This is a genomic window from Enterobacter sp. EC_64, assembly GCF_019584165.1.
Taxonomy (GTDB): domain Bacteria; phylum Pseudomonadota; class Gammaproteobacteria; order Enterobacterales; family Enterobacteriaceae; genus Enterobacter; species Enterobacter roggenkampii.
This window is the reverse complement of the sequence record NZ_VDAS01000002.1, coordinates 117,672-130,402: the sequence shown is the minus strand read 5'-3', so window position 1 is coordinate 130,402 and position 12,731 is coordinate 117,672. Positions and strand designations below refer to the sequence as shown.

Annotated in this window: 7 protein-coding genes and 2 pseudogenes; 3 read left to right on the top strand and 6 right to left on the bottom strand. The window is 55.1% G+C overall.

Going from position 1 to position 12,731, the window contains the following annotated elements; all coding sequences use genetic code 11:
• Positions 1-378 carry a Co2+/Mg2+ efflux protein ApaG gene (apaG, locus tag FHC52_RS02205; RefSeq protein ID WP_008502021.1) on the top strand — a complete coding sequence of 126 codons (378 nt, stop codon included), beginning with the start codon at positions 1-3 and terminating at the stop codon, positions 376-378.
• Between the two features lie 4 nt (positions 379-382).
• Entirely contained in the window at positions 383-1,231 is an 849-nt protein-coding gene (apaH, locus tag FHC52_RS02200; protein WP_032654900.1) for a bis(5'-nucleosyl)-tetraphosphatase (symmetrical) ApaH, read from the top strand.
• Between the two features lie 40 nt (positions 1,232-1,271).
• On the opposite strand, the gene folA is transcribed toward apaH, so the two are convergent.
• The 3 genes and pseudogenes from folA to kefF all read right to left on the bottom strand — a co-directional run bounded on the left by folA (position 1,272) and on the right by kefF (position 4,255).
• Positions 1,272-1,751: a type 3 dihydrofolate reductase gene (gene folA, locus FHC52_RS02195; protein ID WP_008502023.1), complete on the bottom strand. Its 480-nt coding sequence runs from the start codon at positions 1,749-1,751 to the stop codon at positions 1,272-1,274.
• Between the two features lie 114 nt (positions 1,752-1,865).
• A pseudogene (kefC, locus tag FHC52_RS02190) lies at positions 1,866-3,732 on the bottom strand (glutathione-regulated potassium-efflux system protein KefC).
• The gene (gene kefF / locus FHC52_RS02185) at positions 3,725-4,255 is read right to left on the bottom strand and encodes a glutathione-regulated potassium-efflux system oxidoreductase KefF (protein ID WP_126287604.1); all 531 of its coding nucleotides are present in this window, start codon (positions 4,253-4,255) and stop codon (positions 3,725-3,727) included. Before kefF ends, kefC begins: the two are co-directional and overlap by 8 nt.
• Before the next feature lie 351 nt (positions 4,256-4,606).
• Between kefF and FHC52_RS02180 the strand changes: the two are divergent.
• Positions 4,607-7,482: pseudogene (locus tag FHC52_RS02180) on the top strand (autotransporter outer membrane beta-barrel domain-containing protein).
• Between the two features lie 48 nt (positions 7,483-7,530).
• Here the strand turns inward: FHC52_RS02180 and FHC52_RS02175 are convergent.
• The 3 genes from FHC52_RS02175 to carA all read right to left on the bottom strand — a co-directional run bounded on the left by FHC52_RS02175 (position 7,531) and on the right by carA (position 12,337).
• Positions 7,531-7,764, bottom strand: a complete 234-nt coding sequence (locus FHC52_RS02175) for a YgdI/YgdR family lipoprotein (RefSeq protein WP_021240552.1) — start codon at positions 7,762-7,764, stop codon at positions 7,531-7,533.
• Positions 7,765-7,945: 181 nt separating this feature from the next.
• Positions 7,946-11,170, bottom strand: coding sequence for a carbamoyl-phosphate synthase large subunit (carB, locus tag FHC52_RS02170; RefSeq protein ID WP_008502028.1), 3,225 nt, complete (start codon positions 11,168-11,170; stop codon positions 7,946-7,948).
• An 18-nt stretch (positions 11,171-11,188) separates the two neighbouring features.
• Entirely contained in the window at positions 11,189-12,337 is a 1,149-nt protein-coding gene (gene carA / locus FHC52_RS02165; protein WP_220419883.1) for a glutamine-hydrolyzing carbamoyl-phosphate synthase small subunit, read from the bottom strand.
• Between the last annotated feature and the right edge of the window lie 394 nt (positions 12,338-12,731).

The following is a 12,731-nucleotide window of genomic DNA, read 5'->3' as shown; positions in this document are numbered from 1 at the left end:
ATGATTGATTCGCCCCGCGTATGTGTCCATGTACAAAGCGTTTATGTTGAATCACAGTCCTCACCGGATGAAGAACGTTTTGTCTTTGCTTACACCGTGACCATTCGCAATCTGGGGCGGACGCCCGTGCAGCTGCGCGGTCGCTACTGGCTTATCACCAACGGCAATGGCCGCGAAATCGAAGTCCAGGGGGAAGGTGTGGTCGGTGAACAGCCTCATATCGCCCCTGGCGAAGAGTACCAGTACACCAGCGGCGCGGTGATTGAAACGCCGATGGGTACCATGCAAGGCCATTATGAAATGGTCGACGTCGATGGCAATGATTTCCGCGTTGCCATTCCTGTGTTCCGTCTCGCCGTAACCACACTCATTCATTAATCTAATGTCTACATATCTGATTGGCGACGTTCACGGTTGCTACGATGAACTGATCGCATTATTAAAACAGGTCGACTTTACGCCAGGACAGGACACACTCTGGCTGACGGGCGATTTAGTCGCGCGTGGCCCCGGCTCCCTTGAAGTATTACGTTTCGTCAAATCGCTAGGCGACAGCGTGCGCATGGTGCTGGGCAATCACGATCTGCATCTGCTGGCGGTGTTCGCCGGCATCAGCCGCAACAAACCTAAAGATCGCCTCACCCCGCTGCTGGATGCGCCAGATGCCGACGATCTGATTAACTGGCTGCGCCGTCAGCCGCTGCTGCAGGTCGACGAAGAGAAAAAGCTGGTCATGGCGCATGCCGGGATCACGCCACAATGGGATCTTGAGACGGCGAAAACCTGTGCGCGCGACGTTGAGGCGGTGCTGGCGAGCGACTCCTATCCTTTCTTCCTCGATGCCATGTACGGCGATATGCCGAACCACTGGAGCGAGGATCTCAGCGGTCTGGCGCGTCTGCGCTTTATTACCAATGCCTTCACCCGCATGCGTTTCTGCTTCCCGAACGGACAGCTGGACATGTATTCCAAAGAGACGCCGGAGAGCGCGCCCGCTCCGCTCAAGCCGTGGTTTGCCATTCCCGGGCCGGTGACCAGCGAGTACAACGTGGTATTTGGTCACTGGGCTGCACTGGAAGGAAAAGGAACGCCAGAAGGGATCTACGGCCTGGATACCGGATGCTGCTGGGGCGGAGAGTTAACCTGCTTACGCTGGGAAGATAAAACTTACTTTGTTCAGCCGTCCAACCGACAGCTGGATTTAGGGGGAGACGAGGCGGTTGCCTCCTGATATGCACTTCCCTCTCCCGGCCGGGAGAGGGAAAAATCACTTAACGACGTTCCAGAATCTCGAAGCAGTAGCTGTGGGAGTTCTGTGCATCCGCGTCGTGGAATTCACTGAACACCGATTCCCACTCGTCCGGATCGTAGTCAGGGAAATGGGTATCCCCTTCCACTTCTGCATCAATGTGGGTCAGATACAGCTTCTGCGCTTTTGGCAGGAACTGCTCGTACACGCGCCCGCCGCCAATCACCATGATCTCTTCGGCATTGCCGCATGCAGCAATCGCCTCGTCGACTGATTTTACCCATTCGACGCGATCGTCAGTGCCCGGCTGGCTGCTGATAACAATATTTTTACGGCCCGGCAATGGACGACCAATCGACTCCCAGGTCAGGCGGCCCATCACTACCGGCTTGTTTAACGTAGTACGTTTAAACCATGCGAGATCGGCAGGCAGGTTCCACGGCATGGCATTTTCCATACCGATAACGCGGTCCACCGCCAGCGCTGCAATCAGACTGATCATTGAAAATTTCCCGGATGCAAAAAATTGCCGCCACTATACGGAAAGCTTAATCTTTCGTCGACTGGCGGCAGGGTAAAGATAAAGAAATTTTTTATTATTGCTGGCAACTCCACTTCACGCGGAAGGTTTACTCTCCGGTTCGTCAGCCGGATCCCCGGTATGCTTGCCCTCTTCCGTTCCCTGCCAGCCGTGACGCTGGATAAGCGACAGGTGATTACGGTCCTCGTTAATGATTTCCGTCAGCATCGCGCTGGTGCGTTTAAACACCGCCGCGCGCTCCGTGGCCGTACTGCCCGCCATCGCCGCCATCTCTTCCACCATCTCAGTATTAAAGCGACGGAACAGGTCCGCACGCTCGCGCGCTTCGTACGCGCCGAGCCCCAGATTTTCCAGCGCCATGCGGCCAGACTTCAGCGCACCTTCAAAGGTTTCACGCTCCGGTGCTTCTACCCCCGCCTGCCGCAGCCGGATATAGTGATCAACATCGCGGGCGCGTGAAATGATGGTCAGATTCGGGAAATGTTCTTTCGCCATTTCCACCATCTGCATGCTGGTCTCCGGATCGTCAATGGCGTTAATCAACACCTCCGCTTTTGCCGCCCCGGCAGATTCCAGCAGATCGACGCGGGTCGCATCGCCGTAAAACACCTTCATATCAAATTTTCGCAGGGTATCGACATGGTCGGGGTCGTGATCGAGGATAACCATTTTCACCCCGCTGGACAGCAGCAGACGGCCAACGATCTGCCCGTAGCGGCCAAATCCGGCAATAATGACGCGCGGCTGCTCTTCGTCAATTTCATCGGCTTCGCGCTCCTGCTCGCTACCCGATTTTTCCAGACGCGTCAGCACCACCAGCAGAATAGGCGTCGCGGCCATCGACAGCGCGACCGCGAGCGTCAGCGCTTTCGCCCATTCTGGGTCGAGGACGTTTGCCATCTGTGCTGCGCCAAAGACCACAAACGCAAATTCGCTCCCCTGCCCCAGCAGAACCGCAAACCAGCTGCGCTGCTTATTCGGCACCTTCAGCGGACGCGCAATCAGCCACAGCATCGCCATTTTAATGATCAGGAAGCCAACCAGCAGGATGACGATCCGCAGCGGGTGCGTCACCAGCGTGCCGAAGTCGACGGACATCCCCACGCCGATGAAAAACAGCCCCAGCAGCAAGCCTTTAAACGGCTCGATATCGCTTTCCAGCGCGTGACGGTATTCGGAACTCGCCAGCAGAACGCCGGCCAGGAACGCCCCCATCGCCATCGACAGCCCGGCTTCCTCCAGCAGCAAACCAAAGCCAAACACCAGGAAGAGCGCCACGGCGCTGAACACTTCGCGAAGGCCCGAGCGGGCAACGAACCGCAGCAGCGGACGGGTGACGTAGCGACCAAGCAGCACCACCAGCGCCAGCGCCCCCACGACTTTTAATGCCGACAGCGCGAACGCCCCCAGCGTCGTGGCGGAACCGCTGGCCGCCAGCAGTGGGATCATCGCCACCAGCGGGATAGCGGCAATGTCCTGGAACAGCAGCACCGAGAACGCGCTGCGTCCCATCTGGGAGACCGTCAGATTGCGCTCGTTCATGGCCTGCATGGCAATGGCGGTCGAGGAGAGCGCCAGCGTCATGCCGATAAGCTCTGCCACTTTCCAGTCCATGCCCAGCAGGATGCAGAACCCACCCAGCAGCAGGCCGCAGGCCACCATCTGCAGCGCCCCGCCGCCAAACACCGAGGCGCGAAGCTTCCACAGGCGCTGCGGATCGAGTTCAAGACCAATCACAAAGAGCATCAGCACAACGCCGATTTCAGCGAAATGGAGGATTGCCTCTGCATCCGTCACCAGTCGAAAGCCCCACGGCCCAATGACGCAGCCCGCAATCAGATAGCCGAGAACAGAGCCCAGTCCCAGGCGAACCGCCACGGGTACAATCAGCGCCCGCCGCGCCGAGGTATATCAGCGCCTGTATCAGCGTATGGCTATCCATGGTGCGCCTCCTGCCACTCAAGTAAGCGTTGTTTATAATGGCGCGCCTGCGCCTGCAGCGTTTCATCGTCGCAGACAAAGGTGCAGTGCATCGCAAAAGGCGGGAGCCAGTTCAGCCCGCAATAAAGTGCGGTCGCCTGCAGCGGCTGTGCCAGAACCTCAAACCCCGGGAAGGAACCAATATCAAAGTGGCTTTCCCCTCCACCCGTGGTGACCGCCCATATCAGGCTTTTCCCTTTTAGCGCATTGCCGTTGTGGCCATACGCCCAGCCGTGGGAGAAGACTTTATCAATCCACAATTTCAGGAGTGGGGGCGTGCTGTACCACTGCATAGGATGCTGCCAGACGATCAGATCGGCACGGGAGAGCGCCTCCTGTTCGGCGGCAATATCGATGTTGAAATCGGGATAGAGTTGATAGAGGGAACGTATCTCGACGTTTTCAAGCGTCCTTACCTGCTCAAGCATCCGCTTATTCGCATGCGAGTGCTGCGGATAGGGGTGCGCATAAATTATGAGTATCATCAAATGGCCTGTCTTCTTCTCTTCTTGTAGCAGTGAGTGTAGACAGTTAACCCGCCCGGTGAAAGGGGCGCAGCAGCCATGAAAAGGAAAGCGCAGCTATTGGTAATCATCATTCGTTGGACGATTTTTCCTCTCCAAAAAATCCAGGATGTGAATATCTCACTTCAATCCATATAGGAATGAGATATTTTAAGAAAATCTAAAATAATTATTTAATAAATCGATCTATACATAAAACATTGAAAAAATAATAATTTTACGCTCTTTGTCGCGAGCTCATTCTTTTTCTCCGCATACTGACGGGATTTTAATACGTCGTATCGCGCCTTTCTAATTCAAATGGATGTGTAAATGAGCAACAAACATTTCAGACTCAATAAAACGACTAAAACTCTGGAAAGTCTCTTTCCTGCCCTATTGTTATTCACCCCCGCCGTCGCTTTTGCCAGTACGATTGACCAATCAACCTCAATTCCACAAAACTTCTCCACCGACGCTGAATACGTCATTAATAAAGACGTTACGATAACCTCTTCCGGAAATGAAGCTGCCGTGTCGGTCAATGGGATTGATGTTTCAAACGTTGAAAATATGGGAAATATTTCTGGTTACGGGAATGGACTTGATATTAGCACTGGAGCACAACGTTTAGTAGTGAATAACGAGGAAGGGGCGACAATTTCCTCTACTTCAGCGACAGGTGTTAATATTGATACCATGCAAGGGGACCTGATTAACAAAGGGAATATTACTGCGGCTGAAAATGGTGTTTTCGTCAGTAAAAACTCATCTGCTGTCAGTATTTCCAATACCGCTACCGGTCTTATTAAAGGCAAATCAGGTCTTAATGCTGAAGTAGGTGTTGCCATTAATAACGCTGGCACCATCAAGGGTACAGAAGTTGACGGTATTACCCTGAGCGATGGCAATATTAAGCTCACGAACACGGGTACCGTAGAGGGCCTTCAGAACGGAATCAACGTAACGAATACCGCTAAAGTCGACATCATAAACAGTGGTTCAATCGGTGGCGGCAATACGGCAATCTCCTTTGCCAGTAATAAAAATAATACGCTGGTACTCAATACCGGCTCCTCGCTCAACGGTGATGTGATCTCTACCGGCTCAACGGGAAATAGCCTCACGCTGGTTGGTGCCGGAATAGAAGACAGCAATTTTGTTGGCCTGAATAAGGGAGACGGTTTTGCCTCTGTCAAAATGGAGGGTGAAAGCTGGACGCTGACGGGCGATCTCGACGTGATCGGTTCTGGCGATTCCCTTCAGGTTAACAGCGGTGATTTAACGCTGGCGGGAACCGTCTCTAATAGCGGCAATACGCTGGTTACTAAAGATGCCTCTCTACAATTAGGCAATGGCCAAAAAACAGCTTCGCTCAGTGGCGGCCTGAAAAACAACGGTACGGTAATATTTAATCAGGGCAACAATTCCACTTTCGCCACCGATATGACCGGTAGCGGCAAGGTTGAGAAAGTAGATTCACACACCCTGACCCTCATCGGCAAGAACAGCTACACGGGCGATACTGTTCTGCACGGCGGCACCACCCTGGTCGCTAATGGTGCTACGCTTGGCGTAAAGAACAGTAACGCCACCGTCACCATTGAAAATGGCGCTACGTTTGCTACTGCAGGTGAAGTGAACAATAACATTCATGTTCTGGCGGGCGGTACGCTGGCGGCATGGAATGCAGTCCAGGGTAACGCCACGCTCAGCGCTGCCGGCGTTGATACTATCAACGGCAACGTGACTAATGGCGGCACGCTGTTACTCAGCGCCGCCAATAACAGCGTTGGCAACAATTTCACCATTAACGGCGACTATACCGGCTCCGCGGGCAGCCAGATCGTGTTAAACAGTACGCTCGGTGAGGATAATGCGCCAACCGACCATCTTACCATCACCGGGAGCAGCTTTGGCCAATCCGGGGTCAGCGTCAGCAACATGGGGGGGCTGGGCGCGCAAACCGTAAACGGTATGGAAATTGTCAGAGTTGGCGGCAGTTCAGAAGCTCAGCTCACCCTGGCAAAACCGGTTGTTGCGGGTGCGTATGAGTATAATCTTTATCAGCACGGCTGACGGAAACTGGTATCTGGTATCTGGAATCGAAGGCAACGCCATCAGACATTCCGGCAGACGATACCGACAACGGTGGTAATACCGACAACGGTGGTAATACCGACAACGGCGGTAATACCGACAACGGCAGTAACACCGACAACAGCAGTAACACTGACAACGGTGGTAACACCGACAACGGCAGCAATAGCGGTCCCGAAGTCATGGCTCCTGAGGTCGGCGCTTACTTAGGTAACTACCTTGCCGCGCAGAGCATGTTCCTGCACAAGCGTGACGATCGCGATCAGATCACCTTCCGTAACGAGGAAGATCTCAATACCTGGATGTACGTCAAAGGTCGCTACCATGAAAACAATGCGGGCGGTGACAAAGTCAGCTATGACACCACCACCACTGTCCTTCAGGTAGGCAGCGACTTCATGAGTAAGCCAATGGACAACGGCATCCTGCGTGCGGGTGGCATGTTCGGGGCAGGCCAGGCGAAGACCCGCTCTGATGCAAAACACAACGTACGTGATGCGCAGGGCAAAGTGGATGGCTTTAACGTCGGCCTGTATGCAACCTGGCAGGAAGATCAGAAGCTGCGTCTGGGCAGCTACGTTGATACCTGGGCCGCCTATAGCTGGTACAACAATAAAGTGACCAGCAACCGTAATGATGAAGATTACGACAGTGAAGGCTTCGCGGCATCCGTCGAAGTGGGCCATGCATGGGTGATTGATTCAGAAAATGAGCGCACCTGGAAAATCGAACCTCAGGCGCAGGTTATCTACAGCTATCTGGATCAGGAAAACCATACCGATCGCGACGGCGTGCGGATTACCACGCTGGACAACGACGGTCTGTTTGGTCGTCTGGGCGTCAAATCAAGCTACTTCGAACAGAAAGACGTGAAAGCCTGGCAGCCGTACGTTGCCGTGAACTGGCTGAAAGGCGCAGGACAGAACGATCTGGCGTTTAACGGCGAGGCCGTCAGCAACGATACGCCGGAAGATCGTGGTCAGTTAGAGCTGGGCGTCACCGGCAACCTGAACGAAACCACGACGCTCTCCCTGCGCGCCAGCGGCGAGTGGGGTGAGAACAGCTATGCTGCTTATGGCGGTCATATCCTGCTGAACCACCGCTGGTAATCGTTCCTGAAAGACTAAAAGCCGTGGCAAACGCCACGGCTTTTTTTATTAGTTATCCAGCTCGCCCATTGATTTCACCTGATCGCGGTTGATCTGCTCGGTCTGACCCGTTTCCGCATTTTTATACGACACCAGACCGGTATCGTCATCGACCTGTGGTTTTCCGTCGGTGACAATGGTTTTGCCATCGGTGGTTTTCACTGCCTGGTTAGAAGAACAGCCCGCGACGGTAAACGTTGCAGTGGCGGCAAGAAGGGTGGCGATCAGTAATTTATTTTGCATGGTGTTTTCCCCTGCTCTCAGTTGAATTTCGTTATCGACCTAACAATTTTAGGCTAACTGACTGAAAGAGGATGAAAAACCAGAAGGTTCTGAAGATAGATAAAGAAAAAAGTAGGGCGGGTAAGCGAAGCGCCACCCGCCATTTGCCCGGCGGCGCTAACGCTTGCCGGGCCTACACAGATTACTTGCTAATCTGCGCGTGCATTTCCTGAACCGAAATCACCTTCTCGGTAGCATCCGCATTCAGCGCCATGGCCGTTGCGAAACCGCCGTTCAGGGTGGTGTCGTAGTGCACTTTGTACTGCAGCGCGCTGCGGCGAATCAGCTTGGAGTCTTCAATCGCCTGGCGTCCTGCGGTGGTGTTGATGATGTAGGTATATTCGCCATTCTTGATACGATCCTGAATGTGCGGACGACCTTCATGCACCTTGTTCACCAGACGCGGGTTGATACCCGCTTCGCCCAGCACAATTGCCGTACCGTGGGTCGCGTCCAGCTCAAAGCCCTGCTTCAGCAGCTTGGCCGCAAGGTCAACCACGCGCTCTTTATCGCCTTCGCGAACAGAGAGCAGCGCACGGCCCGATTTTCTCATGGTGGAGCTGCTGCCCAGCTGCGCCTTCGCGAATGCTTCTGCGAAGGTGCGGCCCACGCCCATCACTTCCCCGGTGGAGCGCATTTCTGGCCCTAAAAGCGGGTCAACGCCCGGGAATTTGTTGAACGGCAGCACCACTTCTTTCACCGAGTAGTACGGTGGAATGATCTCTTTGGTCACGCCCTGCTGCGCCAGCGTCTGGCCTGCCATCACGCGCGCCGCCACTTTCGCCAGCGGAATACCGGTGGCTTTAGAGACGAACGGTACGGTACGTGCCGCACGCGGGTTGACTTCAATCAGGTAGACTTCGTTGTCTTTCACCGCGAACTGGACGTTCATCAGGCCGCGAACCTGCAGCTCGAAGGCCAGCTTCTGCACCTGCTGGCGCATCACATCCTGAATCTCCTGGCTCAGGGTGTACGCTGGCAGAGAACAGGCGGAGTCGCCGGAGTGCACGCCCGCCTGCTCGATATGCTCCATGATGCCGCCAATCAGCACCATTTCGCCGTCGCAGATGGCGTCAACGTCCACTTCTACCGCATCGTCGAGGAAGCGGTCGAGCAGCACTGGTGCATCGTTGGAGACGCTCACCGCCGTCTGGAAGTAACGACGCAGGTCGGCTTCGTCGTAGACGATTTCCATCGCGCGGCCGCCCAGGACGTAGGAAGGACGCACCACCAGCGGGTAGCCAATCTCTTTCGCCTTCTCTACGGCCTGTTCGATGGCCGTCACCGTGGCGTTCGCTGGCTGTTTCAGCTTCAGACGGTCAACCGCCTGCTGGAAACGCTCGCGGTCTTCCGCGCGGTCAATCGCATCCGGGCTGGTCCCGATAACCGGTACGCCTGCCGCTTCCAGCGCGCGCGCCAGCTTCAGCGGAGTCTGACCACCGTACTGCACGATAACGCCTTTTGGCTTCTCGATGCGCACGATTTCCAGCACGTCTTCCAGGGTCACCGGCTCGAAGTAGAGGCGGTCAGAGGTGTCGTAGTCGGTGGAGACGGTTTCCGGGTTACAGTTGACCATGATGGTCTCGTAACCGTCTTCACGCAGCGCCAGCGAGGCGTGTACGCAGCAGTAGTCGAACTCGATGCCCTGGCCGATACGGTTTGGACCGCCGCCCAGCACCATAATCTTGTCGCGGTCAACTGACGGATTTGCTTCGCACTCGTCTTCATAGGTGGAGTACATGTACGCGGTGTCGGTAGAAAACTCTGCCGCACAGGTGTCGACGCGCTTGTAAACCGGGTGCAGGTCGTACTGGTCGCGCAGCTTGCGGATCTCCGCTTCGCGCACGCCCGCCAGTTTAGCCAGGCGCGCATCGGCGAATCCTTTACGCTTCAGCATGCGCAGGAAGTCTGCGTCCAGGCCGTTGATGCCCAGCTCTGCCACTTTCTCTTCCAGACGCACCAGCTCTTCAATCTGTACCAGGAACCAGCGGTCGATGTTGGTCAGGTTGAACACGCCGTCGACGGACAGGCCGGCACGGAAGGCATCGGCGATGTACCAGATGCGCTCCGCACCCGCGTCTTTCAGCTCGCGGCGGATTTTGGTCAGCGCTTCAGGGTCGTCCAGGCTCACTTTCGGGTCAAAGCCGGTCGCGCCCACTTCGAGGCCGCGCAGCGCTTTCTGCAGGGATTCCTGCTGCGTGCGGCCAATCGCCATCACTTCACCGACGGATTTCATCTGGGTGGTCAGACGGTCGTTCGCGCCGGCAAATTTCTCGAAGTTGAAGCGTGGAATTTTGGTCACAACGTAGTCGATGGACGGCTCGAAGGACGCAGGGGTGCGGCCACCGGTGATGTCGTTCATCAGCTCGTCGAGGGTATAACCCACGGCCAGTTTCGCCGCCACTTTCGCAATCGGGAAGCCGGTCGCTTTAGAGGCCAGCGCGGAGGAACGGGACACGCGCGGGTTCATTTCGATAACAATCAGACGGCCGGTTTTCGGGTTCACGGAGAACTGCACGTTAGAACCGCCGGTTTCCACGCCGATTTCACGCAGTACCGCCATCGAGGCGTTACGCATGATTTGGTACTCTTTGTCGGTCAGCGTCTGGGCTGGCGCAACGGTGATGGAGTCGCCGGTGTGGATACCCATCGCATCGAAGTTTTCGATGGAGCAGACGATGATGCAGTTGTCGTTTTTATCACGCACCACTTCCATCTCGTACTCTTTCCAGCCAATCAGCGATTCATCAATCAGCAGCTCTTTGGTTGGGGAAAGATCCAGGCCACGTTCGCAAATCTCTTCGAACTCTTCGCGGTTGTAGGCAATACCGCCGCCGGTGCCGCCCATGGTGAACGATGGACGGATGATGCACGGATAGCCCACCTCAGCCGCAACGGCCAACGCCTCTTCCATGTTGTGTGCGATACCGGAACGCGCGGTGTCGAGGCCGATTTTCTTCATCGCCACGTCGAAGCGGCGACGGTCTTCGGCTTTATCAATCGCGTCGGCGGTGGCACCAATCATGGTGACGCCGAACTCGGCCAGTACGCCCTGACGCTCCAGCTCCAGCGCGCAGTTCAGGGCCGTCTGGCCGCCCATGGTTGGCAGCACCGCGTCCGGGCGCTCTTTTTCGATGATTTTACGCACCACTTCCCAGTGAATCGGCTCAATGTAGGTTGCATCAGCCATTTCCGGGTCGGTCATGATGGTGGCCGGGTTAGAGTTCACCAGGATGACGCGGTAGCCCTCTTCACGCAGGGCTTTACACGCCTGCGCGCCGGAGTAGTCGAATTCGCAGGCCTGGCCGATAACGATCGGGCCAGCGCCAAGGATCAGGATGCTTTTTATGTCTGTACGTTTTGGCATTGTCTTCTCGGCTCCTGATTATTTAGCGGTCTTACGGTATTGCTCGATAAGTTCGATGAAGTGATCGAACAGCGGCGCGGCGTCGTGCGGGCCCGGGCTCGCTTCCGGGTGGCCCTGGAAGCTGAACGCTGGCTTATCGGTACGATGAATCCCCTGCAGGGTGCCATCGAACAGCGACTTATGGGTCACGCGCAGGTTAGCCGGCATTGAGGCTTCATCGACGGCGAAGCCGTGGTTTTGCGCGGTGATCATCACCGTGTTGTTATCGATATCTTTCACCGGGTGGTTACCACCGTGGTGGCCGAACTTCATCTTGACGGTGTTCGCACCGCTCGCCAGCGCCAGCAACTGATGGCCGAGGCAGATGCCGAATACCGGGATATCGGTTTCCAGGAAGGACTTGATGGCAGCGATGGCGTAATCGCACGGCGCCGGGTCGCCAGGACCGTTGGACAGGAAAATACCGTCCGGATTCATCTTCAACACGTCTTCGGCAGACGTTTGTGCAGGCACCACCGTCAGGCGGCAGCCGCGGTCAACCAGCATGCGCAGGATGTTGCGCTTGGCGCCAAAATCGTAGGCCACCACGTGGAACGACAGCTCGCTCTCTTTTTTCGCTTCCGGCAGGTCGCCTTCCAGCGTCCAGCTACCCTGAGTCCAGCTGTAGGCTTCAGCGGTAGTCACTTCTTTCGCCAGGTCCATGCCGTTCAGGCCCGGGAAAGCTTTCGCTTTTTCCAGCGCCAGCGTCGCATCGAGGTTATCACCTGCGATGATGCAGCCGTTCTGTGCACCCTTCTCACGCAGCAGACGCGTTAACTTACGGGTATCGATATCGGCAATCGCCACGATGTTATGGCGCTTCAGGTAAGAAGAGAGATCTTCAGTGTTGCGGAAGTTGCTGGCAATCAGCGGCAGGTCACGAATGACAAGGCCTTGCGCATGTACCTGAGAGGATTCTTCGTCAGCCGCATTGGTGCCGACATTGCCGATATGAGGATAAGTAAGAGTAACGATTTGGCGAGAATAGGAAGGATCAGTGAGGATTTCTTGATAACCGGTCATTGAAGTATTGAAAACGACTTCCCCAACCGCCGAACCCGTTGCCCCTATGGCCCGACCGATAAACTGGGTTCCGTCTTCCAGAACCAATAGCGCTGACTTAATCAAAACACCCTCCAGAGAATATTCACTCACTTTATTTGCATATTAATTCATAACCATGTCATGGATCAATGCAAATGTGTTGCCAGCGGATTTTTGGCAAACGGCGGCATTCTGGAGATTTGGTGGGTAAAAGTCAACTTAAAACCGATATTTTGTTTAGTCTTTTGCGTATCTGGCGAGGCGAGTGAAGATTAAGCGACAAAAAGATCAGGTAAATCACTGCGGAAAACGCTTGCGCGCCGGGTTTAATGAAAAATGAGTGGACGCAGCATCAAAAAGTGGACCAAATGGTCAAAATTTACATTTCTATAACGAGAATCAAGAGGAATAGCTATACTTTCAAGGCTAAATGCACAAAATAATCACGAAACATATAAAATAAAAGGGCAATAAATTA

Excerpts from the sequence above, each read along its gene's own strand:
- apaG (WP_008502021.1), top strand. The coding sequence starts at position 1 with ATGATTGATTCGCCCCGCGTATGTGTCCATGTACAAAGCGTTTATGTT.
- apaH (WP_032654900.1), top strand. The coding sequence starts at position 383 with ATGTCTACATATCTGATTGGCGACGTTCACGGTTGCTACGATGAACTG.
- folA (WP_008502023.1), bottom strand. The coding sequence starts at position 1,751 with ATGATCAGTCTGATTGCAGCGCTGGCGGTGGACCGCGTTATCGGTATG.
- kefF (WP_126287604.1), bottom strand. The coding sequence starts at position 4,255 with ATGATACTCATAATTTATGCGCACCCCTATCCGCAGCACTCGCATGCG.
- FHC52_RS02175 (WP_021240552.1), bottom strand. The coding sequence starts at position 7,764 with ATGCAAAATAAATTACTGATCGCCACCCTTCTTGCCGCCACTGCAACG.
- carB (WP_008502028.1), bottom strand. The coding sequence starts at position 11,170 with ATGCCAAAACGTACAGACATAAAAAGCATCCTGATCCTTGGCGCTGGC.